General features: G+C 59.9%; 28 protein-coding genes. 13 read left to right on the forward strand and 15 right to left on the reverse strand.

Annotated elements, in window-relative coordinates; all coding sequences use genetic code 11:
• Positions 1–66: 66 nt before the first annotated feature.
• Positions 67–723, reverse strand: a complete 657-nt coding sequence (locus ACLD1X_RS20985; RefSeq protein WP_429370940.1) for a thiopurine S-methyltransferase — start codon at positions 721–723, stop codon at positions 67–69.
• A gap of 102 nt (positions 724–825) precedes the next feature.
• Here ACLD1X_RS20985 and ACLD1X_RS20990 point away from each other — a divergent pair, with 102 nt between their 5' ends.
• Positions 826–1,593: a DODA-type extradiol aromatic ring-opening family dioxygenase gene (locus ACLD1X_RS20990; protein ID WP_429370891.1), complete on the forward strand. Its 768-nt coding sequence runs from the start codon at positions 826–828 to the stop codon at positions 1,591–1,593.
• A gap of 204 nt (positions 1,594–1,797) precedes the next feature.
• On the opposite strand, the gene ACLD1X_RS20995 is transcribed toward ACLD1X_RS20990, so the two are convergent.
• On the reverse strand, positions 1,798–3,471 hold the full coding sequence (locus ACLD1X_RS20995) for a DEAD/DEAH box helicase (protein ID WP_056856386.1): 1,674 nt from the start codon (positions 3,469–3,471) through the stop codon (positions 1,798–1,800).
• A 424-nt stretch (positions 3,472–3,895) separates the two neighbouring features.
• Between ACLD1X_RS20995 and ACLD1X_RS21000 the strand changes: the two genes are divergently transcribed.
• Positions 3,896–4,687, forward strand: a complete 792-nt coding sequence (locus tag ACLD1X_RS21000; RefSeq protein WP_429370894.1) for a crotonase/enoyl-CoA hydratase family protein — start codon at positions 3,896–3,898, stop codon at positions 4,685–4,687.
• A 122-nt stretch (positions 4,688–4,809) separates the two neighbouring features.
• Here ACLD1X_RS21000 and ACLD1X_RS21005 read toward each other — a convergent pair whose 3' ends face one another.
• A complete protein-coding gene (locus ACLD1X_RS21005; protein ID WP_429370896.1) occupies positions 4,810–5,565 on the reverse strand; it encodes a spermidine synthase in 756 nt (251 codons plus the stop codon).
• A gap of 150 nt (positions 5,566–5,715) precedes the next feature.
• Here ACLD1X_RS21005 and ACLD1X_RS21010 point away from each other — a divergent pair, with 150 nt between their 5' ends.
• Positions 5,716–7,062 (forward strand): class II 3-deoxy-7-phosphoheptulonate synthase, encoded by a 1,347-nt coding sequence (locus ACLD1X_RS21010; RefSeq protein ID WP_429370898.1) that lies wholly within the window; start codon positions 5,716–5,718, stop codon positions 7,060–7,062.
• Between the two features lie 131 nt (positions 7,063–7,193).
• On the opposite strand, the gene ACLD1X_RS21015 is transcribed toward ACLD1X_RS21010, so the two are convergent.
• Entirely contained in the window at positions 7,194–8,423 is a 1,230-nt protein-coding gene (locus tag ACLD1X_RS21015) for a winged helix-turn-helix domain-containing protein (protein WP_429370900.1), read from the reverse strand.
• Positions 8,424–8,503: 80 nt separating this feature from the next.
• Positions 8,504–8,719: a DUF1127 domain-containing protein gene (locus ACLD1X_RS21020; protein WP_429370902.1), complete on the reverse strand. Its 216-nt coding sequence runs from the start codon at positions 8,717–8,719 to the stop codon at positions 8,504–8,506.
• A gap of 95 nt (positions 8,720–8,814) precedes the next feature.
• On the opposite strand from ACLD1X_RS21020, the gene ACLD1X_RS21025 reads away from it, so the two are divergent.
• Positions 8,815–9,669: a LysR substrate-binding domain-containing protein gene (locus ACLD1X_RS21025; RefSeq protein ID WP_008017199.1), complete on the forward strand. Its 855-nt coding sequence runs from the start codon at positions 8,815–8,817 to the stop codon at positions 9,667–9,669.
• Here ACLD1X_RS21025 and ACLD1X_RS21030 read toward each other — a convergent pair.
• Positions 9,659–10,408, reverse strand: a complete 750-nt coding sequence (locus tag ACLD1X_RS21030) for a sulfite exporter TauE/SafE family protein (protein WP_429370904.1) — start codon at positions 10,406–10,408, stop codon at positions 9,659–9,661. The two genes, ACLD1X_RS21025 and ACLD1X_RS21030, sit on opposite strands and share 11 nt — an antisense overlap.
• 110 nt (positions 10,409–10,518) lie before the next feature.
• Between ACLD1X_RS21030 and ACLD1X_RS21035 the strand changes: the two genes are divergently transcribed.
• From ACLD1X_RS21035 to ACLD1X_RS21050, 4 genes are all read left to right on the forward strand, one after another.
• The gene (locus tag ACLD1X_RS21035; RefSeq protein WP_429370906.1) at positions 10,519–11,475 is read left to right on the forward strand and encodes a LysR family transcriptional regulator; all 957 of its coding nucleotides are present in this window, start codon (positions 10,519–10,521) and stop codon (positions 11,473–11,475) included.
• Positions 11,476–11,542: 67 nt separating this feature from the next.
• Positions 11,543–12,004 carry a MarR family winged helix-turn-helix transcriptional regulator gene (locus ACLD1X_RS21040; RefSeq protein WP_085715321.1) on the forward strand — a complete coding sequence of 154 codons (462 nt, stop codon included), beginning with the start codon at positions 11,543–11,545 and terminating at the stop codon, positions 12,002–12,004.
• Between the two features lie 287 nt (positions 12,005–12,291).
• Positions 12,292–12,711, forward strand: coding sequence for an organic hydroperoxide resistance protein (locus tag ACLD1X_RS21045; protein ID WP_046031808.1), 420 nt, complete (start codon positions 12,292–12,294; stop codon positions 12,709–12,711).
• 30 nt (positions 12,712–12,741) lie between these two features.
• A complete protein-coding gene (locus ACLD1X_RS21050) occupies positions 12,742–13,755 on the forward strand; it encodes an alpha/beta hydrolase (protein ID WP_429370909.1) in 1,014 nt (337 codons plus the stop codon).
• 326 nt (positions 13,756–14,081) lie between these two features.
• Here the strand turns inward: ACLD1X_RS21050 and ACLD1X_RS21055 are convergent, their stop codons facing one another.
• Both ACLD1X_RS21055 and earP read right to left on the reverse strand, forming a co-directional pair.
• Positions 14,082–14,651 carry an elongation factor P gene (locus ACLD1X_RS21055; protein WP_007983530.1) on the reverse strand — a complete coding sequence of 190 codons (570 nt, stop codon included), beginning with the start codon at positions 14,649–14,651 and terminating at the stop codon, positions 14,082–14,084.
• A gap of 48 nt (positions 14,652–14,699) precedes the next feature.
• Positions 14,700–15,842: an elongation factor P maturation arginine rhamnosyltransferase EarP gene (earP, locus tag ACLD1X_RS21060; RefSeq protein ID WP_429370911.1), complete on the reverse strand. Its 1,143-nt coding sequence runs from the start codon at positions 15,840–15,842 to the stop codon at positions 14,700–14,702.
• 124 nt (positions 15,843–15,966) lie between these two features.
• On the opposite strand from earP, the gene ACLD1X_RS21065 reads away from it, so the two are divergent.
• Both ACLD1X_RS21065 and ACLD1X_RS21070 read left to right on the forward strand, forming a co-directional pair.
• Positions 15,967–16,377: a hypothetical protein gene (locus ACLD1X_RS21065; protein WP_429370913.1), complete on the forward strand. Its 411-nt coding sequence runs from the start codon at positions 15,967–15,969 to the stop codon at positions 16,375–16,377.
• A gap of 2 nt (positions 16,378–16,379) precedes the next feature.
• A complete protein-coding gene (locus ACLD1X_RS21070) occupies positions 16,380–16,862 on the forward strand; it encodes a GreA/GreB family elongation factor (protein ID WP_429370915.1) in 483 nt (160 codons plus the stop codon).
• A gap of 9 nt (positions 16,863–16,871) precedes the next feature.
• On the opposite strand, the gene cysB is transcribed toward ACLD1X_RS21070, so the two are convergent.
• The 5 genes from cysB to ACLD1X_RS21095 all read right to left on the reverse strand — a co-directional run bounded on the left by cysB (position 16,872) and on the right by ACLD1X_RS21095 (position 20,826).
• Positions 16,872–17,846: an HTH-type transcriptional regulator CysB gene (cysB, locus tag ACLD1X_RS21075; protein ID WP_007899921.1), complete on the reverse strand. Its 975-nt coding sequence runs from the start codon at positions 17,844–17,846 to the stop codon at positions 16,872–16,874.
• A 113-nt stretch (positions 17,847–17,959) separates the two neighbouring features.
• Positions 17,960–18,463, reverse strand: coding sequence for a universal stress protein (locus tag ACLD1X_RS21080; RefSeq protein WP_007973551.1), 504 nt, complete (start codon positions 18,461–18,463; stop codon positions 17,960–17,962).
• A 95-nt stretch (positions 18,464–18,558) separates the two neighbouring features.
• Positions 18,559–19,464: a 5'-nucleotidase gene (locus tag ACLD1X_RS21085; RefSeq protein WP_429370918.1), complete on the reverse strand. Its 906-nt coding sequence runs from the start codon at positions 19,462–19,464 to the stop codon at positions 18,559–18,561.
• Between the two features lie 25 nt (positions 19,465–19,489).
• Positions 19,490–20,443 carry a putative 2-dehydropantoate 2-reductase gene (locus ACLD1X_RS21090; protein WP_429370920.1) on the reverse strand — a complete coding sequence of 318 codons (954 nt, stop codon included), beginning with the start codon at positions 20,441–20,443 and terminating at the stop codon, positions 19,490–19,492.
• Positions 20,440–20,826 (reverse strand): thioredoxin family protein, encoded by a 387-nt coding sequence (locus tag ACLD1X_RS21095; protein ID WP_429370922.1) that lies wholly within the window; start codon positions 20,824–20,826, stop codon positions 20,440–20,442. Before ACLD1X_RS21095 ends, ACLD1X_RS21090 begins: the two co-directional genes overlap by 4 nt.
• Between ACLD1X_RS21095 and ACLD1X_RS21100 the strand changes: the two genes are divergently transcribed.
• The gene (locus ACLD1X_RS21100) at positions 20,825–21,268 is read left to right on the forward strand and encodes a PilZ domain-containing protein (RefSeq protein ID WP_429370924.1); all 444 of its coding nucleotides are present in this window, start codon (positions 20,825–20,827) and stop codon (positions 21,266–21,268) included. The two genes, ACLD1X_RS21095 and ACLD1X_RS21100, sit on opposite strands and share 2 nt — an antisense overlap.
• Before the next feature lie 187 nt (positions 21,269–21,455).
• Positions 21,456–22,532 carry a 3-deoxy-7-phosphoheptulonate synthase gene (locus tag ACLD1X_RS21105; RefSeq protein ID WP_429370926.1) on the forward strand — a complete coding sequence of 359 codons (1,077 nt, stop codon included), beginning with the start codon at positions 21,456–21,458 and terminating at the stop codon, positions 22,530–22,532.
• Between the two features lie 85 nt (positions 22,533–22,617).
• On the opposite strand, the gene ACLD1X_RS21110 is transcribed toward ACLD1X_RS21105, so the two are convergent.
• Positions 22,618–22,905: a GNAT family N-acetyltransferase gene (locus ACLD1X_RS21110; RefSeq protein WP_057397257.1), complete on the reverse strand. Its 288-nt coding sequence runs from the start codon at positions 22,903–22,905 to the stop codon at positions 22,618–22,620.
• Between the two features lie 639 nt (positions 22,906–23,544).
• Here ACLD1X_RS21110 and oprI point away from each other — a divergent pair.
• Positions 23,545–23,796 carry an outer membrane lipoprotei OprI gene (gene oprI, locus ACLD1X_RS21115; RefSeq protein ID WP_003199355.1) on the forward strand — a complete coding sequence of 84 codons (252 nt, stop codon included), beginning with the start codon at positions 23,545–23,547 and terminating at the stop codon, positions 23,794–23,796.
• Positions 23,797–23,919: 123 nt separating this feature from the next.
• Here oprI and ACLD1X_RS21120 read toward each other — a convergent pair whose 3' ends face one another.
• Positions 23,920–24,894: a L,D-transpeptidase family protein gene (locus ACLD1X_RS21120; protein WP_429370929.1), complete on the reverse strand. Its 975-nt coding sequence runs from the start codon at positions 24,892–24,894 to the stop codon at positions 23,920–23,922.
• Positions 24,895–25,148 lie beyond the last annotated feature (254 nt).

Raw genomic sequence — 25,148 nt, forward strand, 5'->3', positions numbered from 1 at the left:
ACTGATGCCACAGATCAGAGGTGGGAGCGAGCCCGCTCGCGAAGGGGCCAGTGCTGCTAACCGCTATTACCGACTGGAAACCCGATACACCCGCTCCTCAAGTCGCGTCACACCCGCTTCAAGGAACTTCCCGCTCCCGCTCAAGACATCCTGATCTTCGAGGATCTTCAATCCCCACGAAGCCCCGAACAACCGCTGTACTTCATCATCGAGCACAGCAAATGGCGGCCCGGACATTTCAGCCTGATCGTAGTCCAGCGTGATCAACACCCCCAGAGAGCCCTTGGGCAGAATCTGTTTCAAATGCGTCGCGTACTGCTCGCGCATCGATGGCGGTAAGGCAATCAACGCGGCGCGATCGTAAAGCGCAGAGCAATCTGCGACATCACCAGGCGTCAACGCAAAAAAGTCTCCGCACCAAAGCTCGATGGAGCCCGCCCGGTACACATTGAAAGGCCCTTGCTCACTGACGGTCGGATCCAGTTGATGCTCACTGAAGAAGTCCTCCACGGCCTTCTCCGACAATTCGACACCCAGCACCTCATGCCCGCAGTGCGCCAGCCACAACAGATCCAGGCTCTTGCCGCACAACGGCACCAGCACCCGCGTGCTTTCTTCCAGGCCCAGCTGTGGCCAGAACCGCTGTAGATGTGGGTTCACCTGCGGAAGGTGAAAGCCGATCTGATTCGACGCCCACTTCTTGTGCCAAAACTCCGGCTGCATAATTAACCCCGAAAATTCGATCAAAACACCCTAAAACTTATATTAGATTTAGATTAATGATCTGACTGAAGATGTTGCATCTTAACTCTCAGGAGCTCATTCATGTTCCCCAGCCTGTACATATCCCACGGCTCCCCCATGCTCGCCCTGGAGCCCGGTGCCAGCGGGCCGGCCCTCGCCCGCCTGGCCGCCGCAATACCCAAGCCCAAGGCCATCGTGATGGTGTCTGCGCACTGGGAAAGCAATGAGCTGCTGGTCAGCGGCAATCCGCAACCGGAAACCTGGCATGACTTCGGTGGTTTTCCCAAAGCCCTGTTCGAAGTGCAGTACCCGGCTCCCGGCGATCCAGGACTCGCCGCAGAGGTTACCGGGTTATTGAAAACCGCTGGCCTTCCTGCGCGCATCGACAGCAATCGGCCGTTCGACCATGGCGTCTGGGTGCCCCTGTCGCTGATGTACCCGCAAGCAGACATCCCGATCGTCCAGGTTTCGCTGCCCACCCGAGGCGGCCCTGCCCTGCAGACCCAAGTGGGTCACGCCCTGGCCAGCCTGCGCGAGCAAGGCGTCCTGCTGATCGGTTCTGGCAGCATCACCCACAACCTGCGGGAACTGGACTGGCATGCAGGCCCCGAGAGCGTGGAACCCTGGGCACTGGCGTTTCGCGACTGGATGATCGAGAAGCTTGCAGCGAACGACGAAGCCGCGCTGCACGACTATCGCGCGCAAGCACCGAATGCCGTGCGCAACCATCCCAGCGACGAACACTTGTTGCCGCTGTACTTTGCCCGTGCCGCCGGTGGGCAGTTCAGCATTGCTCATCAGGGGTTCACCATGGGTGCGCTGGGCATGGACATTTACCGCTTCGGCTGACAGACAGACCGCGTCGCGGCCTTCGCGAGCAAGCCCGCTCCCACATTTGATCGCATTCTTTCTGAAGTAACGCGGTCGCCTGTGGGAGCGGGCTTGCTCGCGAAGGGGCCACCGCCACTCTTCAGCCAGGCTTGAACTGCAGGCAAAAAAATCCCCGAACCAGTCGGGGATTTTTCATGTTCGATCAATCAGCCCAGGAGCGGATCAATCTTCGCGGTAGCGACGCAGCTTCAACTGCTTGCCGGCAACGCGAGTGTCCTTCAGCTTGGTCAGCAACTTCTCAAGACCATCTTCCGGCAGCTCGACGAGGCTGAAGCTGTCACGCACCTGGATGCGACCGATCGCTTCACGCGCCAGGCCACCTTCGTTGAGGATGGCGCCCAGCAGGTTCTTGGCGGCGATACCGTCACGCGCGCCCAGCGCGGTACGGCAACGGGCACGGCCTTCGCCCAGCGGCATCGGAGCACGACGCTCGCGGTCACCACGCTCAGGACGATCACCGGAACGCTCTGGACGATCGCCACGCGGTGCGTTGTTCGGCACCAGTGGACGTTCTTTCTCGATAGCGGCCAGGTTCAGCGCTTGACCGTTGGTAGCCTTGCGCAGCAGGGCTGCGGCCAGGGCACGCGGGCTGCAACCGATGTCGGCGGTCAGGCGATCGAGCAGATCACCGTGGGTCGATTCGGCATCGGCCACCAGCGGCGACAGGCTGTTGGTCAGTTTCTTGATGCGCGCATCCAGAACAGCCTGAGCGTCTGGCAGGCGAACTTCAGCAACCTTCTGACCGGTTACACGCTCGATCACTTGCAGCATGCGGCGCTCACGCGGAGTCACCAGCAGCAGTGCACGACCTTCGCGACCGGCACGGCCGGTACGGCCGATACGGTGAACGTAGGACTCAGGATCGTACGGCATGTCAACGTTGAACACGTGAGTGATGCGCGGAACGTCCAGGCCACGAGCAGCAACGTCGGTCGCCACAACGATATCCAGACGGCCATCCTTGAGGGAGTCGATCACGCGCTCACGCTGGTTCTGGGCGATGTCACCGTTCAGCGCAGCGGCTTTGTAGCCTTTGGCTTCCAGGGCACTGGCCAGGTCCAGGGTCGCTTGCTTGGTGCGTACGAACATGATCAGGGCGTCGAAATCTTCCACTTCCAGCAAGCTGAGAACGGCCGAAGTCTTCTGGTCAGCGTGAACCAGCAGGTGAGCCTGCTCGATCGCGGTAACGGTCTGGGTCTTGCTCTGGATCTTGACGTGCTTCGGATCGCGCAGGTGGCGTTCGGCGATGGCACGGATCGATTGCGGCAAGGTCGCCGAGAACAATACGGTCTGACGGGTTTCCGGCATGGCCTTGAAGATGACTTCCAGGTCGTCCATGAAGCCCAGCTTGAGCATTTCGTCGGCTTCGTCGAGAACCAGGTGGTTCACGGTCGCCAGTACTTTTTCGTCGCGACGCAGGTGGTCGCACAGACGGCCCGGAGTGGCGACAACGATCTGTGCGCCATTACGGATTGCTTTCAGTTGTGGGCCCATCGGCGCGCCGCCGTAGACAGCCACAACAGTCACGCCCGGCATTTGCTTGGCGTAGGTTTCGAAAGCGGTTGCAACTTGTAGCGCCAACTCACGAGTTGGGGCCAGGATCAGAGCTTGCGGCTCGCGCTTGGACGGATCAATGCGGTGCAGGATTGGCAGGGCAAAGGCAGCGGTTTTACCGGTACCGGTTTGCGCCTGACCAATCATATCGTGACCGGCGAGAATGATCGGGATCGACTGCTGCTGAATGGCCGAAGGCTCTTCATAGCCGGTAGCGACTACTGCAGCGACAATATTAGGGTGAAGTTCAAGAGCGGCGAAGCCGCCGATTTCCTGGGTCATGGGTCTGCCTCTAAGTGCATCCGCAAAGACCCATGCTCCAAAGCTGCACATGCCGTGTTGAGACTCAAGAGTCGCCCTGGCAGCTTTGTCGGCGGGGATTTGCGAAAACGAATGAATGAAAAAGAATCGTCAAGGAAGAGTCCGCTGGGCGGACGTGCAGCCGAAGCTGGCTTCGGGGAATTGCGCTACCTAAACGCGGCCCGGTTAAAGGCCGGCGCGCACTATACCGGAATTCGCCCAAAAAGGGAGCTTTTTTTATCGAAATACCACCGGACACACCGTTGTGTCACAGGCTTTGCGAATAATCGGTCAGCCGTCTATTTTTCAAAGGCCCGGCCTTGCGGGTGATGGCGCTAAAACGGTTCACCCTTTGCCGTGCAGACCGCCGGTCTGACACGCCTTTCCTACCCCCGAGGATCGCTCCATGAATCAGCCCTGCTCCAGTCGAGTCAGCCGCGAACAGCGTGGTCACGTGTTCCTGATCGGTCTGGATCGGGTGGCCAAGCGCAACGCCTTTGATCTCGACCTGCTCAACGAACTGAGCCTGGCCTATGGCGAGTTCGAAGCCGACGGCGAGGCGCGCGTAGCAGTGGTGTTCGGGCATGGCGAGCACTTTACTGCCGGGCTCGACCTGGTCAATGCCAGCGTCACCCTTGCAGACGGCTGGCAAGTCCCCGCTGGCGGCTGTGATCCGTGGGGGGTGTTCGCAGGTCCCAGGGTCAGCAAGCCGGTCATCGTCGCCGCCCAGGGCTATTGCCTGACCGTTGGCATCGAATTGATGCTCGCCGCCGACATCAACCTGTGCGCCAGCAACACCCGGTTCGCCCAGATGGAGGTACAGCGTGGAATCTTCCCGTTCGGCGGTGCCACCCTGCGCCTGCATCAGGTCGCTGGCTGGGGCAATGCCATGCGCTGGTTGCTGACCGGGGATGAATTCGACGCCCGTGATGCGCTGCACCTGGGCCTGGTGCAGGAAGTCATGGCCAGCGAGGACTTGCTACCCCGGGCGATTGAACTGGCTGAGCGGATCGCCCGTCAGGCTCCGCTTGGGGTGCAGGCGACACTGATGTCGGCACGACAGGCCCGGTATGAAGGAGAAACCGCAGCGGCGCAGGGATTGCCCGCGCTGGTCAAGAAGTTGATGGCCAGCGAGGATATCAAGGAAGGCGTGCGGTCGATGGTGGAGCGGCGGCCAGGCGTGTTCAAAGGGATTTAGCCATTGCAGTGGCTTTAAGGGCCCCTTCGTCGGATCGCCGCCCGGGGCAAGCCCGCTCCCACAGGGATTTGCGCAAAACCTGTGGGAGCGGGCTTGCCCGCGAAGGGGCCATCAGAGACAACTCAGGTAGCCGGGCGGATCGCCTTGATCAACGAATCCAGCGAATACCCCAACCGCGGCGCCAGCCCTTGGGCGCGGGCGATCAGGCCGTCCATGTCCAGCTCCTGATCCAGCTCCGACGGCACGATCAGAATCACATTGCCCTCCTTCACCGGCAGCTCCCAGTAATGTCGATGGTACAAACCGCGCAACAAGGCGGCGCCCAAGGGTTTGCCATCGTCGGTGGCCCATTGATTGATGACCAGCCAGCCACCCGGATTCAATCGCTTCTGGCAGTTTTCCAGAAAGCTCCAGGCCAGGTGCCCGACACCCGGACCGACATCGGTATAAAGGTCGACGAAAATCAGATCGGCCGACTCGGCAGTGTCCAGTAGCTCCAGCGCATCGCCAACGCGGATGTACAGGCGCGGATCGTCATCCAGCCCCAGATACTCGATGGCCAGGCGCGGTACGTCCGGGCGCAGTTCAATGGCTTCGACGTCTTCCAGCGGCAGGAACTTGAGACAGGCCTGAGTCAGCGTCCCGGCGCCGAGGCCGAGAAACAACGCGCTTTCCGGGTGCTCGTGGCACAGCGCGCCGATCAGCATCGCCCGGGTATAGTCGTATTCGAGCCAGCTCGGATCGGCGGTGAACACGCAGCTTTGCTCGATGGCATCACCGAACTCGAGAAAACGGTAGTCGGCCACTTCCAGCACACGAATCACGCCGAACTCGTCCTGTACCTCGGCGAGCAGATGCTCGACGCGTTCCTCAGTCATTTCATCTCCTGATCGTCACCGGGGCCGGCAACGCGATAACACCGCGTGTAGAAAGCGGCAAAGGCGAGATTGTCGGCGAAGCGACGGGAACAGGTCACGCACTAATTTGCTGATAACATGGAGGTCCGAGCGAAAACACTAGAGACCGTGATGAGCCAACCCTGGAGCCCCAACAGCTGGCGCGCCCTGCCGATCCAGCAACAACCCCGATATCCCGACGCCGCGCATCTGCAGCAGGTCGAGCAGACCCTGGCCAGTTATCCGCCATTGGTGTTTGCCGGTGAAGCCCGGGAGTTGCGCCGTCAGTTTGCCGAGGTGACCCAGGGCCGCGCGTTTCTGTTGCAGGGCGGCGATTGCGCCGAAAGCTTCGCCGAATTCTCCGCCGCGAAAATCCGCGACACCTTCAAGGTGTTGTTGCAGATGGCGATCGTGATGACGTTTGCCGCCGGCTGTCCGGTGGTCAAGGTCGGGCGCATGGCCGGGCAGTTCGCCAAGCCGCGCTCGGCCAATGACGAAACCATTGATGGCGTGACCCTGCCCGCCTACCGTGGCGACATCGTCAACGGCATCGGTTTCGACGAAAAAAGCCGCGTGCCGGACCCCGAGCGCCTGTTGCAGTCCTATCACCAGTCCACCGCCACCCTGAACCTGTTGCGCGCGTTCGCCCAGGGCGGTTTTGCCGATCTGCATCAGGTGCACAAGTGGAACCTGGACTTCATCGCCAACTCGGCGCTGGCGGAAAAATACAGCCACCTGGCCGACCGCATCGATGAAACCCTGGCGTTCATGCGCGCCTGTGGCATGGACAGTTCGCCTCAACTGCGTGAAACCAGCTTCTTCACCGCCCACGAAGCGCTGCTGCTGAACTACGAAGAAGCCTTCGTGCGGCGCGACAGCCTGACCAATGATTACTACGACTGCTCGGCCCACATGCTGTGGATCGGCGACCGCACCCGCCAGCTCGACGGCGCCCACGTCGAATTCCTGCGCGGGGTGAACAACCCGATCGGGGTCAAGGTCGGCCCAAGCATGAACCCCGACGACCTGATTCGCCTGATCGATGTACTCAACCCGGACAACGACCCGGGCCGCCTGAACCTGATCGCACGGATGGGCGCGAACAAGGTCGGCGATCACCTGCCGCAGCTGATTCGCGCCGTCCAGCGTGAAGGCAAGCAGGTGCTGTGGAGTTCCGACCCGATGCATGGCAATACGATCAAGGCCAGCAGCGGCTACAAGACCCGCGACTTCGCGCAGATCCTTGGCGAGGTGAAGCAGTTCTTCCAGGTGCACGAAGCCGAGGGCAGCTATGCCGGTGGTATCCATATCGAAATGACCGGGCAGAACGTCACCGAATGCATCGGTGGTGCGCGGCCGATTACCGAGGACGGTTTGTCGGATCGCTATCACACCCATTGCGACCCGCGCATGAACGCCGATCAGTCGCTGGAGCTGGCATTTTTGATTGCCGAGACCTTGAAACAGGTCCGGCGGTGAGTCAGTAGCTTTTTTGTTGCCTTATAGTCCGCATTCGCGGGCAAGCCCGCTCCCACAGGGTTCGCGCCGTACATTTAATTTGTGGGCGATGCGGACATTGTGGGAGCGGGCTTGCCCGCGAATGCGGACTCTCAGGCAACGCCAATTTGTGAGAATGCCACCCGCAACCTGTCTGCACTCGCCCGCGGGCAATTCAACTGAACCTGCGCCAACCCCAGCCAATCCGCCATCTGCCGCAGATTGACCGCCAATGCCTGCATCCCCTCGTCGTCCAGCCCGGGCTCCTCTTCATGCACCGCATGCACTGCCAAACGGCCGCTCGCCCGTTCCGCGCGCAGATCGACCCGTGCGGCAATCCGTTCGTTGTGCAAGAACGGCAGGACGTAATAGCCGTAAACGCGCTTGTCCTGCGGCGTATAGATTTCCAGCCGGTAGCGGAAATCGAACAGCCGCTCGGTCCGGCTGCGCTCCCAGACCAGCGAATCGAACGGCGAGAGCAATGCACTGGCCGCGACTTTACGCGGCACTTTCGGCTCGGGCAGACAATAGGCCGGCTGTCGCCAGCCCTGGACTTCGCAGGTGAGCAATTCTCCGGCCTCGACCAACTCGGCCAGACGCAGGCGGCTGTCCGCAAGGTTCAGGCGGAAATAATCGCGCAAGTCCTTCTCCGTACCGACACCCAAGGCCGTTGCCGCATGCCGCAACAGGCCACGCTGGGCGTCGCCTTCACTCAGGACAGGGTGCGCAAGAATCGCCGCAGGAATCACCCGCTCCGGCAGATCGTAGAGCCTTTCGAACCCGCGCCGTCCGGCAACGGTCACTTCACCGGCCGCGAACAGCCATTCCAGCGCATGCTTTTCCGCGCTCCAGTCCCACCAGGGGCCGGCCCGTTCCTGACGGGTCGACAGGCTCCCGGCACCAAGTGCGCCCTGCTCCTCAACCGAAGCCAGTACCCGGCGAATCGTGTCTTGCTGTTCACGGCCAAAACGCGCCAATTGCTGATAAATGTCTTCGCCACGGCTCGCACGGTGCATGCGCCAGCGCATCAACGGGTACATGGAAAGGGGCAGCAACGAGGCTTCATGGCCCCAGTACTCGAATAGCGTTCGTCTTCGGCCCTGACTCCAGGCAGCCTGATCGAGCAAATCGGAAGAATAATGGCCGAGGCGGGAAAACAGCGGAAGGTAGTGCGAACGCACCAATGCATTGACCGAATCGATCTGCAAAATGCCCAGCCGTTCGATCAGGCGATTGAGCGCAACAGCCTTGATCGCCGCTGGCGGCTGCCGCCCGTTGAACCCTTGGGCGGCCAGCGCCAGACGCCGAGCCTGTTTGAGGGTAAAGGACAACGTTGCGGGCATGGGCATCTCCTTGTCTGCTCGCAACCTACCTCACCGGTAAGGGGTTTGTGTAGCTTGATATTCATCAATTATTGATCGGGTCATTTATGCATCGGGTCATTCCAGAACGGTTTGATCGACTCGTTCTCCACATCCGCACGGCTCATGCCGATGTCCTTGAGTGCTTCGTCGCTCAAGCTCGCCAGCAGTTCGCGCTCGCGATGCAGTTCGTACCAGCGGCCGACCTTGTGCAGCAGATCGGATATCAGGTGAATCGAGTGTTTTTCTGCGCCATGGAACTCGTGATGACCTTTCATCTTGTTGCCCTCCGTTTGGATGGCTCCAGTCTCGCGCCGGGTCTAAGATCAATCCAACGAATGTTTCTGATGTCACATATCTCGGAGATTGATGGATGTCCGCCTACCCGAGTATCGATACCGAAGTGTTGCGCACCTTCGTCGCCATCGCCGACCAGGGCGGCTTTACCCGCGCAGGCGAAATGGTCAACCGCACCCAGTCAGCCGTCAGCATGCAGATGAAACGACTGGAAGAAGATGTGCTGCAGCGCCAGTTGTTCCAGCGCGACGGACGGCAGGTGCGACTGACGGCCGAAGGCCAGGTGTTGCTGGGTTATGCCCGGCGGATCCTCAAGCTGCACAGTGAGGTCTTCAATACCCTGCGCGAGCCCGACATGGTCGGCACAGTGCGCATCGGTACGCCGGACGATTATGTGATGCGTTTCCTTCCGGGGATTTTGCGCCGATTTGCCCAGTCCTACCCGCTGATTCAGATAGAAGTGCACTGCGAATCATCGAAACAGCTGTTGATGCGACAGGATCTGGACCTGTCCATCGTCACCCGCGAACCGGGCAGCGAAATCGGCCAGCTGTTGCGCAAGGAGCGTTTTGTCTGGGCCGAGGCGCAATGCTACAGCGCTCACGAGCAGACGCCGCTGCCGCTGGCGATGTTCAACAGTGATTGCTTCTGCCGCCAGTGGGCCTGCAATGCCCTGGATGCCCAGGGCCGCGATTACCGGGTGGCGTACAACAGCGACAGCCTGTCGGCGATCATGGCCGTGGTCAGCGCCGGCCTGGCAGTCACCGCGCAGCTTGAAAGCCTGATCACCGCGGACATGCGCATCCTCGGTGAAGCCGAAGACCTGCCGCTGCTGCCCGAGGCCAGCATCATGCTCGTGCGCAACCTGCATAACCCGTCACCGATCACCGAATGCCTGGCCGAACACATCGTTGAAGGCTTCAAACTTTGAAGGCGAGCATCACCACACAGAACACCAGGAACCCGCAAAACAGCCCGCGCAGCAGCCGCTCCGGCAAAGCGTGGGCAACTTTCACGCCCCAACTGATGCTCATCAGCCCCCCGACCGCCAAAGGCAAGCCGACCACCCAACTGACCTGATGGTGCACGGCGTAAGTCACCAGCGTCACCCCCGTACTCGGCAAGGCGAGCGCCAACGACAACCCCTGCGCAACCACCTGGCTGGTGCCGAACAGACTGGTCAGCACGGGTGTCGCCACCACCGCGCCCCCCACGCCGAACAACCCGCCCATCGTGCCGGATGCAGCGCCAAGCAGGCCCAGCCAGGGCCATGAGTAATTCATCTGTGAAGCCGCCGGTGCGCTGGCGACGAACATGCGAACGAGGTTGTACGCCGACAGCGCGATTAGAAAGGCGACAAAGCCTATGCGCATGGTTTGTGCATCAATGCCCACCGCCCAGATCGATCCGAGCCAGGCGAAGCAGAACCCCATGATGGCCAGCGGTAACGCATGGTGCAGTTCGATCCGGTTGCGCTGATGATAACGCCACAACGCCAGCATCACGTTCGGCACCACCATCACCAGCGCTGTACCTTGGGCTATCTGCTGGTCGAGCCCGAACAGAACGCCCAACAATGGAATGGCGATCAGGCCGCCGCCGATGCCAAACAACCCGCCGAGCGTGCCCAACGCGGCGCCGAAGACCAGATACATCAGAAACTCAATCACGGCCGATTTCTCCTCACGCCACCCCAACGATCCTACGCAGTTGCTTCTGGTGCGGAAACGCACAGAGACGCACAATGGCTGTGCCAAATTCGCACAAGCGCAGACTCGCCATGAACCCCAATCAACTGACCGACCAATTGGCCCTGTTCCTTGATGTGCTGGAAACCGGCAGTTTTTCCGCCGCCTCGCGTCGTCATCCGCTGACACCTTCGGCCGTGGCACGGCGTATCGACAGCCTGGAAAATGCGGTCGGCAGCCGGCTGTTCATCCGCAGCACTCATGCGGTACGCGCTACCCCGGCGGGATTGGCCTTTGCCGAGCGAGCACGGCGGATCGTCGCCGAGTTGCGCCTGGCCCGGGCCGAAGCGGTGTCCTTGAGCAGTGCGCCGGAAGGCCTGATCCGTATCGATGCGCCAGCAGCCTTCGGGCGCCGGCACCTGGCACCGGTGATTGCCGATTTCCTCATGCTCTATCCGGGGCTTGATGTGCAACTGCACCTGATCGACAGTTTCGTCGACATGCAGGGCCAGAACCTTGGCAAGGTCGATCTGGTGCTGCGTGCCGGGCAATTGGCCGACACCCGGCTGGTGGCCACGACACTGGCGAGCATGGTGCGAATCGCGTGCGCCAGCCCTGATTATTTGCGGCGTCGCGGCGTGCCGACCGATCCGTCACAGCTGATCGAACACGACGGACTCGACTGGGATGGCCTGGCCCCGCTCTTCGCCTGGCGTTTCGAGCGGGACGGGCAAATGCAGCTGCACCGGCCGGCGCGGGTGCGCATGAGCGCCAACAATGCCGAGGCGCTGGTATGCGGCGCATTGGCCGGACTGGGTATCGCGCACCTGCCAACCTGGCTGGCCAGCGAATACCTGTTGCGCGGTGAATTGCTGCCGCTGTTCTGCGACAACGGCCTGCCGAAACCGGAAAACGCCGGCATCTATGCCTTGCGCCTGGAACAACAACCCAACTCCCGCAGTCGTTTGTTGCTGGAGTACCTGAAAACCCGCTTCAGCCCGGTTCCGCCCTGGGATCTGGTACTGCAAACCCATTTGCAACGGCACTGATCGAAATTATCTGGCGCATTAAAGATTCGCCCGCTAGATTCTCAGGATCACAGATCAAGGCTTCGACATGACCACCGAGCGCAACACCCCGGACAACTGCGACAACCTGCTGCTGGACAATCAGGCCTGCTTCGCCCTGCATTCCACTTCGCTGATGATGACCAAGGTCTACAAACCCTTGCTGCAAGCGCTGGGCCTGACCTACCCGCAATACCTGGCGATGATGGTGCTGTGGGAACGGGACGGTTTGACCGTAGGTGAAATCAGCACGCGGTTGCTGACCGACCCTGGCTCGTTGACGCCGCTGCTAAAGCGCCTGGAAGCCGAAGGCCTGCTCAGCCGAACCCGCAGCCGTGAAGACGAGCGCGTGGTGATCGTCGAGCTCACCGAACAGGGTCGGGCGTTGCGCGACAAGGCCCGTGATATTCCCCAATGCATCCTCGGCGCCAGCGGGATGACGCTGGAGCGCCTGCAAAACCTGCAAGCGGAACTGCAAGCGCTGCGCAGCCACCTGCAAGACAGCCTGTAATTTCATGCCCTTCTGTAGGAGCGAGCTTGCTCGCTCCTACAATTGTTTTGCGCTTGTGTTGGCATAGCCGCTTCGAACCAAAAAATATTTTCGCCAAAAATATCCCGCCTCGATACCTCTAAATCGCTACTTCCAGCCAAGCCAACCCAACCACAAAAGTCGTCACTCTGAATTTTTTTCAAAATTTATCTTGCGCGCAAAATAATAGCGCGATACATTTATTTCGCACTTACTTAGCGCGCAAACATTTAGCGCAAACAAATCAAACCCTGAACGAGGCTTTCACCATGCAAACTCTCTACACCGCAATCGCAACTTCCACCGGTGGCCGTGACGGTCGTGCGGTTTCCAGCGACAACATCCTCGACGTAAAACTCGCCACTCCGAAAGAACTCGGCGGTGCTGGCGGCGCAGCCACCAACCCAGAGCAACTGTTCGCTGCCGGTTACTCCGCCTGCTTTATCGGCGCCCTGAAATTCGTGGCCAGCCAGACCAAGCGCAGCATCCCGAACGACGCTTCGATCACCGCCCACGTCGGCATCGGCCAGATTCCTGGTGGCTTCGGTCTGGACATCGACCTGCACATCAGCCTGCCGGGTCTGGAACAAGCCGATGCCCAAGCACTGGTCGACGCGGCCCACCAAGTCTGCCCGTACTCCAACGCCACCCGCGGCAACGTCGATGTGCGCCTGCACGTGACCGTCTGACCACCAACCAGGCCCGAACAGGAAACGAACATGAACACTTTCAGCAAGGTCTTGACCGGTACCCTTCTCGCCCTGTCGATCAACGGCGCATTCGCGGGTGATGGCGTTGAACACAACACCCAGGCGTTCCTCGACGTGCTGAATGCCGGCACCGGCAAACCGCTTGAACAGCTCAGCCCGAAAGATGCCCGCGCCGTGCTGGTGGGCGCGCAGGCCGGGGTGAAACTGACACTGCCAAAGGCCGATGTCAGCCAGAAGACCATTCAAGTCGACGGCAAACCGCTAAGCCTGACCATCGTCCGGCCAGCCGGGGTCAAGGGTGAGCTGCCCGTGTTCATGTTCTTCCATGGCGGCGGCTGGGTACTGGGAGATTTCCCGACCCACGAACGTCTGGTGCGTGACCTGGTGACGGGCTCGGGTGCGGCGGCCGTATTCGTGAACTACACGCCATCGCCGGAAGCGCATTACCCGGTGGCAATCAACCAGGCTTACGCCGCGACCCGATGGGTGGCCGAGCACGGTAAAGAGATCAACGTCGACGGCAAGCGCCTGGCGGTAGCCGGCAACAGCGTCGGCGGCAACATGGCGGCCGTGGTTGCGCTGATGGCCAAGGACAAGGGCACGCCGGCGATCAGGTTCCAGGTGCTGCTGTGGCCGGTGACTTATGCCAGCTTCGAAACCGCGTCCTACAACCAGTTTGCCGAAGGGCACTTCCTCACCAAAAACATGATGAAGTGGTTCTGGGACAACTACACCACCGACGCCAATCAGCGTAACGAGATCTACGCCTCACCCCTGCGCGCGACCACCGCCCAGTTAAAGGGATTGCCTCCAGCGCTGGTGCAGACCGCCGGTGCCGATGTGCTGCGCGACGAAGGCGAAGCCTACGCCCGCAAACTGGACGAGGCCGGTGTGCCGGTCACTGCGGTTCGCTACAACGGCATGATCCACGACTACGGCTTGCTCAATGTGGTGAGCCAGGTGCCAGCAGTGCGTTCGGCGATGCTGCAGGCGTCTGAAGAACTCAAGCAACACCTGAAATAACCTCTACCCACCTGTAGGAGCGAGCTTGCTCGCGATGGACGCCCAGACAACACGGGCATTCAGATAGCCCGCGTTATCGTTAACGTCCATCGCGAGCAGGCTCGCTCCTACAGAGGGTGAAATGTTTCAGGCACAAAAAAGCCCGACTCAATGGTCGGGCTTTTTCATTCCTGAAGCTGTGCTTATTTGGCACGGCCTTTGTAGGAACCGCCTTCGCGGGTANTTAACGTCCATCGCGAGCAGGCTCGCTCCTACAGAGGGTGAAATGTTTCAGGCACAAAAAAGCCCGACTCAATGGTCGGGCTTTTTCATTCCTGAAGCTGTGCTTATTTGGCACGGCCTTTGTAGGAACCGCCTTCGCGGGTATCAATCTCGATCATGTCGTCGATATTGATGAAGTCAGCAACCGACAGTTCGGTACCGTTCTTCAGTTTGGCAGGCTTCATCACCTTGCCGGAAGTGTCGCCGCGAGCGGAACCTTCGGTGTAGGCAACCTGACGCACGATGGTGGTCGGCAGCTCTACGGAAACCAGACGGCCTTCGAAGAACACGGCTTCGCAAACGTCGGTCATGCCTTCTTCAACGAACGGCAGAACGGCTTCGATGTCTTCGGCGTTCAGCTCGTACATGGTGTAGTCGGTGGTGTCCATGAACGTGTAGGAGTCGCCGCTGATGAAGGACAGGGTCGCTTCTTTGCGATCCAGGATCACGTCGTCCAGCTTGTCGTCCGCACCGTATACGGTTTCGGTCTTGTAGCCGGTCAGCAGGTTCTTCAGCTTGGTCTTCATGATCGCGCTGTTACGACCGGACTTGGTGAATTCAGCTTTCTGAACCAGCCAAGGATCGTTGTCGATACGGATCACGGTACCGGGTTTGAGTTCTTTACCAGTTTTCATTGCGAATATCCGAATTTGGATGGGATTTACAAAAATCTAGGCCGCGTATCATATCCAATTTCCATAAAACTGTACCAGCGCCGTGGCAAGATCCGCCTGCAAGGCCTGTTCCAGACACCACGCTTCGGCGTGTTTTTCCAGCTCTGGCCAGTGTTTACGGGTGGATTGCCAGTGGTCGGCCATTTTTTCACCGGCGTTCCAGGCCCGCCAGAGACCGCTGATCGCTTCCCGCGCCGGGTCCGAAAGCCCCTTTGCATAGAGTTCGAGGAAGGCTTCGAGCTTGTCCAGATGGATATCTTCTTCCTGCCGGTAAATGTGCCACAAAAATGGCCGGCCGGCCCATTGAGCGCGCACAAAGGAGTCTTCGCCGCGCACGGCATTGAAATCGCAGCACCACAGCAACCGGTCGTATTGGTCCTGGCGGACGAACGGCAGCACTTGCACGGTCAAGGCTTCACGCACATGCACGGCACCGGCCGCCAACCCTTCCACTCCGAGCCAGCGTTCGACGTCACCGAGTATCCGCCCCTCCGGCACCAGCAGATGAGTGGGCGCCGAATCGCCTGCCATCGCTTCGAGCCAACTGGCCAGCCCGGCGTTCTCATAGGCAAACAATGAGATCAATTGCGCGCCGGGTGCTCGATCTACTGCCAGCCCCTGCAGGAATTCTTTTTGAGCCTGCGGGTCTTGCTGAAATTGCCGACGACACTCAAGCAACCCGAGCTCGCGTATCAACCCGCCTGTGCCCTTCTGGAATCCCGGAAAGAAAAAGAACTTCTGTACGTTTTTGTACTTCACCGAGGGCAGGCCGTGACAGCCGGTCACCCAGTCTTCGGCACTCAGGTAGTCGAGGTTCATCCACAGCGGTGCCTTTTCCCTTTCGACCATGGCGTCCATATAGGCGCTCGGCAATTGGCAGGCGAATGCAGCGATCACCACATCGGCGGCTTGCGCCGGCTGCCACTCGGCTGACCATTGCCGCACTTCGACGCCTTGCTGCCACTGCTGCGCGGCTTGGGTGTCGATTTCCGGGCAAATACGCTCGAACGCTCGCAGATCATCGACCCATAGACGTACCGCCAGCCCATGCTCGGCCACCAGTTGCCGGGCCAGGCGCCAGGTCACGCCGATGTCGCCGAAGTTATCGACCACGGTGCAAAAAATATCCCAGCGGGTTTTCAATTCAGGCATTCCAGGCTCCCGTTGGCAAAGGCGCCGATTGTCCGCATAAATTACCCCGCGCAGAAGAGCCGACGGCGATTATTCTTCATGCGACAATCACCACTCGCCAGTGACCTTTCGCCAGGAGGCAACCATGCCCCACCGCCCCACTCCGCGCCGATCCTTCCCGTTTCGCCTGAGCGCCCTGCAGTTGACCGGCAGCATCGCCCTCGGCATGTGGCTGGGGTTCATTGCCATTGTGCTGACCTGCTGGCTCGCTTCGCGCCTGTTCTTCAGCGAACAACTGGCACCTGTAGCGGCGGCTGTGGAGCAACTGGCCAAACCACCGGTGGTGGTTCAACCGGTACCGGACATCCCGTCCCAGAGCCCGCTGTTCGGGCAATATGAGGAAAACCTGCGCAAGAACGAGCAGCAGCAACGGCTCGATCAGGCCCGTAGCAGCACTCGCAACCTGTCCAACCCTGGCTGTCAGTTCTGGCTGCAACAGGACCGGACCGCACCCAGCGAAAAAAGCCGCGCCAACGTCCTGCAATTCTGCGATTGATCATGAATAAACACAGCGTCCACCAATTGATTCTCGACCGGCTGCGGATCGATCTCGACATCGCCGAACGGGCCGCGCAAACCGCTTACGAAACGGCAACCCATGAAGAAAACATCGCCGAGAACAAGTACGACACCCTGGGGCTGGAGGCCTCGTATCTCGCGGCCGGGCAAGCCAGAAGGGTCGAGGAGATTCGCCAGTCACTGACCCTCTGCCAGAACCTGGCCCTGCGCCCGTATGACGATCAGCGAGGCATCGAAGTGGGTGCGCTGCTCGGGCTCGAGGACGAAAAGGGGCGCGAACAATGGCTGTTTCTCGCCCCCGATGCCGCCGGGCTGAAGGTCGATCTGGTGGGGCAATTGATCACCGTCATCACCCCTCGCTCACCGCTGGGCAAAAGCCTGCTGGGCAAGTTCGAGGGCGATGAGGTGGAGATTATCGTGGCGGGCGCTCGGCAACAGTTCGCTGTCACCGAGGTGGTCTAGGGCGCTCTATCAGTGAACGGGCAGTTCGACGCCGTCGAACAGCTCTTCCAGTTCCTGCTTGTTGTGGCATTGAATGGCCTTGGCCATGACCTCGCGCGTCAGGTGCGGCGCGAACTTCTCGATGAAGTCGCACATGAAACCCCGCAGGAAGGTGCCGCGACGGAAGCCGATCTTGGTGATGCTGGACTCGAACAACTCACTGGCATCGAGCACGACCAGGTCGCTGTCGAGTTTGGTGTCGACAGCCATTTTCGCCACGATGCCCACGCCCAGCCCCAGGCGAACATAGGTCTTGATCACGTCGGCGTCGGCGGCGGTGAACACGACTTTCGGCGTCAGGCCACGATGGCTGAACGCTTCGTCGAGTTTCGAACGGCCAGTGAAACCGAACACGTAGGTCACGATCGGGTATTCGGCCAGCGCTTCGAGGGTCAGCTTCGACAACTTGGTCAACGGATGGCCCTGAGGCACGACCACACAACGGTTCCAGCGATAGCACGGCATCATGACCAGATCGCCGAACAGTTCGAGCGCCTCGGTGGCGATGGCAAAATCCACGGTGCCATCAGCGGCCATCTCGGCGATTTGCATCGGCGACCCCTGATGCATGTGCAGGGCAACGTCCGGGTATTGCTTGATGAAATTGCTGATCACCGGCGGCAACGCGTAACGCGCCTGGGTGTGGGTAGTGGCAATCGACAGGGTGCCTTTCTTCTCGTTGGAGAATTCCTGGGCGATCTGCTTGATGCTTTCGACCTTGCGCAGGATTTCGCCAGCGGTGGTGATAATGCGTTCGCCGGCCGGGGTAACCCGGGTCAGGTGCTTGCCGCTGCGGGCAAAAACCTCGACGCCCAGTTCATCTTCCAGCAGGCGGATCTGTTTGCTGATGCCCGGTTGAGAGGTGTAAAGGCTTTGGGCTGTAGCGGAAACGTTGAGGTCGTGGTGCGCCACTTCCCAGATGTAGCGCAATTGTTGAAGCTTCATATGAATCCCTCAAAGCAGGTAGACGCCACGGGCATCAGCGACGATATATAACTATATTAATGGCTTGAAGAATAAATCTAGAACTTTTTTATCGGAATGCCACTATTCGTGTTCTAGCGATCCCCTTGGCGCCGACGTTGCACCAGCGGCACCAGATAGACCGGCACCTTGGACAGTTGCAAGACACGGGCGGCGGTTCGGCCCAAAGGCGTTTCCGCGCCGGCTCCATGGCTGTGACTTCCTACGATCAACAAATCCACGGAGAGTTTCTGCGCCTGGTCCAGAATCACTTGCGACGGGTCGCCCTGCAGCACCCGTACTGCCTGAATCCGCTCCAGGTCGTGCTCCCCTTCATCCCCCAGTTCCTCACGAAAACTGTCGAGCACCCGCTGCTCGATACTGGCAATCACCGTATTCAGGCCCTGGCTATGAAACTCATTGAGCGCCTGCTCATCGAGATAACTTTGCAGCACCGATTCGGCAAACAACCCCATGGGTTCAACCGCATGCACGACATACAGATTGGCATTGAAGGTCCGGGCCAGCTCCAGGGCATGCTGCATCACCACGGGCGCGTACAGGCCAAGGTCTGTGGCGTACAGCATCGAACGAATCATATGACCTCCTCGACTGCCAACATGGCGGAGATTTGATTCAGCTTAGCAGTGCCTTGGCGACTGCGACGTCCGGCGCAACGCATTGAATGGCGGGCTTAAACCTTTTGCTCGTTGCTTATGCCATGAGGCACGTGACCGGTGGCGACCACTTCACGGGCCAATTCACAGTGGCCAGCCTGATCGTCGAAAAACACATCGGCCGCAAAGGCTTCGAGAAAGGCAGACTTGGTCAGTCCGCCGAGGAACAGCGACTCGTCAAGCCGGATGTCCCATTCGCGCAACGTGCGAATGACCCGCTCATGGGCTGGCGCCGATCGCGCCGTGACCAGCGCGGTGCGGATCGGACAGGCGTCCTCCGGGAACTCACGCTGCAACAGATTGAGGGCCGCAAGAAAGCCCTTGAACGGCCCACCGCGCAAGGGCTCGCGGGCGGCCTCACGCTCACTGGCCTGGAACGCCTCCAGGCCACCGGCCTGATAGATGCGCTCCGACTCATCGGAAAACAGCACCGCGTCGCCGTCGAAGGCGATGCGTAGCTCGTCGCTGGCTGCACGGCTGGCGCCACCCGACAGAATGGTCGCTGCGGCGAAACCGGCGTCCAGTGCGCTGCGTACGTCTTCGGCATGGGTCGAGAGAAACAGGTCGCAGCCAAAGGCCTTGAGGTAGGGATACGGACTGCGCCCGCCGACAAATGCCGCACGGGAAATCGCCAGTCCGTAGTGGTCGATCGAGTTGAACACCCGCAGCCCGGTGTCGGCGCTGTTGCGCGATACCAGAATCACCTCGACCCTGGCGCGGCCAAGGCTGTGGTTGAGGCTCAGGAGCTTCTGTACCAGTGGAAAGGCATCGCCGGGCTGGAGGATTTCGTCTTCGTGTTCGATCTGATACTGCCGGTAGGCTTCGACACCGCTCGACAGATAGACCTTGTGGCTTTCACTCAGGTCGAACAGCGCCCGCGAAGAAATCGCCAGCACCAGCTTGTCGTCAATTGTCTTCGGCATGCCCTTCCCCCTCAGGTCGGTCGACTCAGGTGTTGCGTCGATCAATGAAACTCAAGCTGCGGTACAGGGCCTCGATGCGCGGCATTTCACAGCCCGCAGCCTTGGCTGCCGCCAGTGGACGGGCGTAGATGGCGGCCAGTTCAAGCGGCCGCTTGTGCAGGAAATCGTGGTACATGCTCGGCCAGTAGTCGGGCATTTTTTCGGTCACCCTGAACAAATGCTCGGCATATCCTGCCGGTACATCGTGCCCGCACGCGACTGCACCTTGCACCACTTCAGCCATCAGCGCCTTGATCAGTTCGCGACTGTCGGCATCCGCCATCAACGGTGTGGTGCTCGCGCCCAGCAAAACCGATAGCCCGTTGTAAGGGATATTCCAGACCAGTTTTTGCCAACGTGCCTGATGCAGGTTCGCCATCGCCTGGGAATCGAGGCCGGCGCTGCGGAACAGACCGACACCCTCCTCGACGATTGCGCTGCGCGCCGCCACATTGGCGGGACCGCTGTGATAACCGACATGCACCGCGCCCAGCGCCTGATGAGTGATCACGCCCGGCGCCTCGCGATGGACGCAGATGTAACAGAGCCCGCCGAGCACATGCAGCGAATCGGGGAGCAACTCGCGCAAGCTGTCTTCAACGTCCAGGCCGTTTTGCAACAGCAGTACCTTGGCGTTCGGCGCCGCCGCCTGCAGGATGGCGGGTGCCAGGCTTGCATTGCTGGTGGTTTTCGCGCCCACCAGCAGCCAGTCGCAGGGCGGCATGTCTTCAGCGGTCGAATAGGCCTGCACCGGGTTCAACGTCAGTGCGCCGTGGGGCGCGCTATCAACTCGCAACCCATTCCCGGCCACCGCGGAGAATTCGCTGCGCAGCAGAAAATGCACATCAAAACCGGCACGCGCCAGCATCACCCCGTAGAAACCGCCGATTGCGCCGGTCCCTATAATGCCGATCGTCGGCCTGGCAACTGTCCCCATCATGGCAACTCCTCTGCTGTTCGACTCAGCGCCTGGCGCACGGCCCGATTGAGCTCGGTGTCGGTCAGACGCGATTTCAGTGCCCCGAAGAATTCGCCGTCGCGCACCACAAACAGCGCCGGCAAGTGAAAGACCTGATAACGCTCGACCACGCCTGCGTTATTGCCGGCATCGATCCAGCACAGCCGATCGACCGCCAGGTCGAGTGCCGGCAATTGCTCGCGGGCAAAACGGCAACTCGCGCAGCCGACACTGGTGAAAATAACCAGCGATACCCCGCTCATCGCCAGCAGCCGTTGGTCGGCGTCAAAATCGGTCAGTTCCAATTCGACCACTATACTGGGGGAAACAATGTCAGATGGCCGACACATGGAGTCTGTGTTCATGGGACGTTTTATTCCTCACCCTGACGATGTGCCCGTCGAATTAACGTTGCTGAAACCTGAGTGTATTTCGCGACGGCAGCTGCACACTATCAGTCTCGGGGGCATGGCTTGCAATTATCACCGTGCGTGGCGCTACGGCACGGCACTGGAAGTGCGCATGCCGACCGTGAACCCGGACATGCGCTATCTGGGCTATGTCGCCTGGTGCCTGCGGCGCAAGCGCGGTTACCTGGTGGGCATCGCCTTCGTTGATGAACAAACGCTGTTCAGCGCCCGAATGGGCGAACAGGTGTGCCAGATCGAGCGTTACTGCCGCCTGCATGACGCCCACGACGACTTGCAGGATATCCAGGCCCTGGCCCTGGAATGGGTCCAGGAGCATGCCGACGAGTTCTCTCACGAAACGGTGCGCAAGGCTTTTGCCGAGCCCCTGCCGGATTAGGGACATAACCGAAGGGTTTGCCGGTCACGTTGGGGAAACTGACCGGGAATGGCCCCTAAACCGGTGTCTGCCCATTGTCGAGCCACGGTGTAACGCGCTAAGGTTCGGCTCCCCGACGCGCTTAATTTGCTGTGCTCCGCCGCGCGGGTTCGCTGGCGGCCGGCACCCGTGACCTGACGAGTAAACGATGGCTGATTTACCGATCAACGACCTAAACGTCGCCTCCAACGAGACACTGATCACTCCCGATCAGCTCAAGCGCGATATTCCCCTGAGCGACGCCGCACTGCGCACCGTCACCAAGGGCCGCGAAGTCATTCGCAACATTCTGGATGGCACCGACCACCGCCTGTTCGTCGTCATCGGGCCTTGCTCGATCCATGACATCAAGGCCGCCCACGAATATGCCGACCGCCTGAAGGCTCTCGCTGCCGAAGTGTCCGATACCCTGTATCTGGTCATGCGCGTGTATTTCGAGAAGCCACGGACCACCGTCGGCTGGAAAGGCCTGATCAACGACCCGTACCTGGATGACTCGTTCAAGATCCAGGACGGCTTGCACATCGGTCGCCAGTTGCTGCTGGACCTGGCCGAAAAAGGCTTGCCGACCGCCACCGAAGCCCTCGATCCGATCTCCCCGCAATACTTGCAGGACCTGATCAGCTGGTCGGCCATCGGCGCGCGCACCACCGAATCCCAGACTCACCGTGAAATGGCGTCCGGCCTGTCCTCGGCCGTCGGCTTCAAGAACGGCACCGATGGCGGCCTGACCGTGGCGATCAACGCCTTGCAGTCGGTTTCCAGTCCGCACCGCTTCCTGGGCATCAACCAGGAAGGCGGCGTGTCGATCGTGACCACCAAGGGCAACGCCTACGGTCACGTGGTACTGCGCGGCGGCAACGGCAAACCGAACTACGACTCGGTCAGCGTTGCACTCTGCGAGCAGGCGTTGAACAAGGCGAAGATCAAGCCGAACATCATGGTCGATTGCAGCCACGCCAACTCCAACAAGGACCCGGCCCTGCAACCGCTGGTGATGGAAAACGTCGCCAACCAGATCGTCGAAGGCAACAAGTCGATCATCGGCCTGATGGTTGAAAGCCACCTGAATTGGGGCGCCCAGGCGATCCCGAAAGACCTCGCCGACCTGCAATACGGCGTGTCGATCACCGACGCCTGCATCGACTGGGCCGCGACCGAAAACACCTTGCGCAGCATGCATGCCAAGCTCAAGGATGTGTTGCCCAATCGCGATCGCAGCTGATCGCCTGATCGGCCGCACAAAAAGCGCAGACAAAAAAACGCCGGGAAGAACCCGGCGTTTTTTCATGCATTCGTTTTATTGAAGGTCACTGGCTCAGCTTGGCCGCATGCCGCTGATGACGCTCCATGTAGCGCTCGACGTAGGAGCACGATGGAATCACGGTGTAGCCCATTTCTTCAGCGTACTCCAGCGCCTTCTCGGTCAAGGCTGCTGCAATACCGCGACCACGCAAAGCGTTGGGCACGAAGGTGCGATAGATATCCAGGGTCTGCTTCCCCAGATCCATATAGGTCAGATAGGCACGATGACCGTCCACAATGGTCTCGAACTGATGACCAGCCTGGTCATGGTGGATGGACAACGCCTCGCTCATCACTACTCCTCGCGGGTCTGGATTTCCGACCCCTACCTTACCGATGTTTTTCCGGCGAAGGAACATCTACGCCACCCCGTGCCTGATTCGACACCGAGAAGAGCTGCACCGATCTCGCGCTACCGGGCACGTACAAATAGTAGGCACCATTGACAGAAATGCTCAAGGTGCGCTCGTCATCGTGCAGGTTGGCGGGTGCTGCTCCGGATCACGCAGGAACGGCTCGACCGAAGGTCACTGCGGGTCGATAGCCTGAACATTGCCGGATGTTGAGACTTAAGACGAGCGCCCGCTGTTAAAGTCACCTGAACATCCAGAAAGATATTGCGAGGCGCTACGCAAAAGCCGAACAAAAGTGTAGACGAATCCATATAGGCGGACTTTAGCCAGACAGGAAAAAGAGCGCTGTGCCGAAGGAACTTTTTCTCGCCTGCTCGCTCAGCCACGGGCCTTGCAGCTGGATATTTTTTAAACAGTTCAGTTAAAAGTTGCTCGAAAAAGAATCAACGCCTACAATTTTTTTTGCTTCTTGCGTCACGTCAGTTTTACTTACTACAAGTAATGGGTAGTATGTACGCCGGCTATTTCCTCAATCGGAGGAGATAGCTACTTAATAGAAAGTCCTTGAAGGGGAACACGATGAACAACGTTCTGAAATTCTCTGCTCTGGCTCTGGCCGCAGTTCTGGCTACCGGTTGCAGCAGCGCATCGAAAGAAACCGAAGCACGTCTGACCGCTACTGAAGACGCAGCTGCTCGCTCCCAGGCTCGTGCAGACGAAGCTTACCGTAAAGCTGATGAAGCTCTGGCTGCTGCTCAAAAAGCACAACAGACTGCTGACGAAGCTAACGAGCGTGCTCTGCGCATGCTGGACAAAGCTAGCCGCAAGTAATAATCCTTCGGGATTGTTATCAAGCCGATCCATTTTTTGGGTCGGCTTTTTTATTGCCCGGGGTTTCTCCAGGCAATAAAAAACCCGTCGACGCGGTCCGCGCCGACGGGTTCCTGGCAAGCGTTACTGCATCGGGTCGATCGGCGTGCTCGACACCATCGGTGCAACGCTGTTGCCCGGCACGGCGATCTCCACCGGCAGGCCGTCTTCAGCGGCAACCACATCACGCACCACATCCCAGTTCATGCGCAGGTTGTTGGTGATGTCCTCACGCTTGAGCATCGCATTGATGACCGCGGTGTGCTTGTCGACCACCGACGGGTTGCCCTTGTCGTCCAGCGGCGTATGCGCCTCCAGATAGACCTTGCCGCCACTCATGCCGAACTTGTACGGGTCGTTGATGATCCGTACCGAAGTACCGACCGGCACCATGCCCGCCATTTCCAGCACGTTGTTGTTGAACATGCGGAAGCAGCCGTGGCTGGTGCGCATGCCGATACCGAACTTCTTGTTCGAGCCGTGGATCAGGTAACCCGGAGTGCCCAAGGTGAACTTGAAGGGCCCCAGCGGGTTGTCAGGGCCGGCCGGCACGACATTGGGCAGCGGATCACCGTCTGCCGCGTGCTCGGCCTTGATCGAAGCTGGAGGCGTCCAGGTCGGATTAGGTGTCTTGGCGGTGATGCTGGTGTGGGCAATTGGCGAGCCCCAGCCTTCACGACCAATACCCAACGGGAACGTGTACACCACGTTCTTGCCTTTCGGGTAGTAGTAGAGGCGGTACTCGGCCAGGTTGATCACGATGCCTTCACGCGGGCCTGGTGGCAGGATGAAGCGGGTCGGAAGGATGATTTCCGTGCCGGCGCCAGGCAACCATGCATCGACACCCGGGTTGGCCGCGACCATTTCCGTGTAGCCCAGGTCGTAGGCGGTACCAAGGTCGGCGAAGGTATCTTCGTACTTGGCCTTGATCACCTGCACCTGGCCGATGATGTCCTCACCGGGCGGTGGCAGGGGAAACTCCAATGCTGCAACGGGACCGGCCACAAACAGGGCGGCGAGAGTCAGGCAGCGGGTGACGGCAGGAAAGCGCGGCAACATCCGGAAAATCCTTCGCATGATCAACTGAGATATAAGAAAGCGATTGTACACCGCCGTCTGTTATTTCGGGGAGATCAGCCGATTGCAGGCGATGCAAGGTGATTTTGCGGTATTCCGTGGTCCTGTGTGTGTGTGGGAGCGAGCCTGCTCGCGAAGGCTGTGTGTTGGGCGACGAGTCTTTTACTGGTGTACATATCCTTTTCTGCGGTCACGGCGACTATTGGTTCCGCCCTTACGGCGGGTTACTTGGAAAA

It is taken from the genome of Pseudomonas sp. 18173 (assembly GCF_050432945.1).
GTDB lineage: Bacteria > Pseudomonadota > Gammaproteobacteria > Pseudomonadales > Pseudomonadaceae > Aquipseudomonas.

Coding starts and splice junctions, on each gene's coding strand:
- ACLD1X_RS20985 (WP_429370940.1), bottom strand. CDS start 723: ATGCAGCCGGAGTTTTGGCACAAGAAGTGGGCGTCGAATCAGATCGGC.
- ACLD1X_RS20990 (WP_429370891.1), top strand. CDS start 826: ATGTTCCCCAGCCTGTACATATCCCACGGCTCCCCCATGCTCGCCCTG.
- ACLD1X_RS20995 (WP_056856386.1), bottom strand. CDS start 3,471: ATGACCCAGGAAATCGGCGGCTTCGCCGCTCTTGAACTTCACCCTAAT.
- ACLD1X_RS21000 (WP_429370894.1), top strand. CDS start 3,896: ATGAATCAGCCCTGCTCCAGTCGAGTCAGCCGCGAACAGCGTGGTCAC.
- ACLD1X_RS21005 (WP_429370896.1), bottom strand. CDS start 5,565: ATGACTGAGGAACGCGTCGAGCATCTGCTCGCCGAGGTACAGGACGAG.
- ACLD1X_RS21010 (WP_429370898.1), top strand. CDS start 5,716: ATGAGCCAACCCTGGAGCCCCAACAGCTGGCGCGCCCTGCCGATCCAG.
- ACLD1X_RS21015 (WP_429370900.1), bottom strand. CDS start 8,423: ATGCCCGCAACGTTGTCCTTTACCCTCAAACAGGCTCGGCGTCTGGCG.
- ACLD1X_RS21020 (WP_429370902.1), bottom strand. CDS start 8,719: ATGAAAGGTCATCACGAGTTCCATGGCGCAGAAAAACACTCGATTCAC.
- ACLD1X_RS21025 (WP_008017199.1), top strand. CDS start 8,815: ATGTCCGCCTACCCGAGTATCGATACCGAAGTGTTGCGCACCTTCGTC.
- ACLD1X_RS21035 (WP_429370906.1), top strand. CDS start 10,519: ATGAACCCCAATCAACTGACCGACCAATTGGCCCTGTTCCTTGATGTG.
- ACLD1X_RS21040 (WP_085715321.1), top strand. CDS start 11,543: ATGACCACCGAGCGCAACACCCCGGACAACTGCGACAACCTGCTGCTG.
- ACLD1X_RS21045 (WP_046031808.1), top strand. CDS start 12,292: ATGCAAACTCTCTACACCGCAATCGCAACTTCCACCGGTGGCCGTGAC.
- ACLD1X_RS21050 (WP_429370909.1), top strand. CDS start 12,742: ATGAACACTTTCAGCAAGGTCTTGACCGGTACCCTTCTCGCCCTGTCG.
- ACLD1X_RS21055 (WP_007983530.1), bottom strand. CDS start 14,651: ATGAAAACTGGTAAAGAACTCAAACCCGGTACCGTGATCCGTATCGAC.
- earP (WP_429370911.1), bottom strand. CDS start 15,842: ATGCCTGAATTGAAAACCCGCTGGGATATTTTTTGCACCGTGGTCGAT.
- ACLD1X_RS21065 (WP_429370913.1), top strand. CDS start 15,967: ATGCCCCACCGCCCCACTCCGCGCCGATCCTTCCCGTTTCGCCTGAGC.
- ACLD1X_RS21070 (WP_429370915.1), top strand. CDS start 16,380: ATGAATAAACACAGCGTCCACCAATTGATTCTCGACCGGCTGCGGATC.
- cysB (WP_007899921.1), bottom strand. CDS start 17,846: ATGAAGCTTCAACAATTGCGCTACATCTGGGAAGTGGCGCACCACGAC.
- ACLD1X_RS21080 (WP_007973551.1), bottom strand. CDS start 18,463: ATGATTCGTTCGATGCTGTACGCCACAGACCTTGGCCTGTACGCGCCC.
- ACLD1X_RS21085 (WP_429370918.1), bottom strand. CDS start 19,464: ATGCCGAAGACAATTGACGACAAGCTGGTGCTGGCGATTTCTTCGCGG.
- ACLD1X_RS21090 (WP_429370920.1), bottom strand. CDS start 20,443: ATGATGGGGACAGTTGCCAGGCCGACGATCGGCATTATAGGGACCGGC.
- ACLD1X_RS21100 (WP_429370924.1), top strand. CDS start 20,825: ATGGGACGTTTTATTCCTCACCCTGACGATGTGCCCGTCGAATTAACG.
- ACLD1X_RS21095 (WP_429370922.1), bottom strand. CDS start 20,826: ATGAACACAGACTCCATGTGTCGGCCATCTGACATTGTTTCCCCCAGT.
- ACLD1X_RS21105 (WP_429370926.1), top strand. CDS start 21,456: ATGGCTGATTTACCGATCAACGACCTAAACGTCGCCTCCAACGAGACA.
- ACLD1X_RS21110 (WP_057397257.1), bottom strand. CDS start 22,905: ATGAGCGAGGCGTTGTCCATCCACCATGACCAGGCTGGTCATCAGTTC.
- oprI (WP_003199355.1), top strand. CDS start 23,545: ATGAACAACGTTCTGAAATTCTCTGCTCTGGCTCTGGCCGCAGTTCTG.
- ACLD1X_RS21120 (WP_429370929.1), bottom strand. CDS start 24,894: ATGTTGCCGCGCTTTCCTGCCGTCACCCGCTGCCTGACTCTCGCCGCC.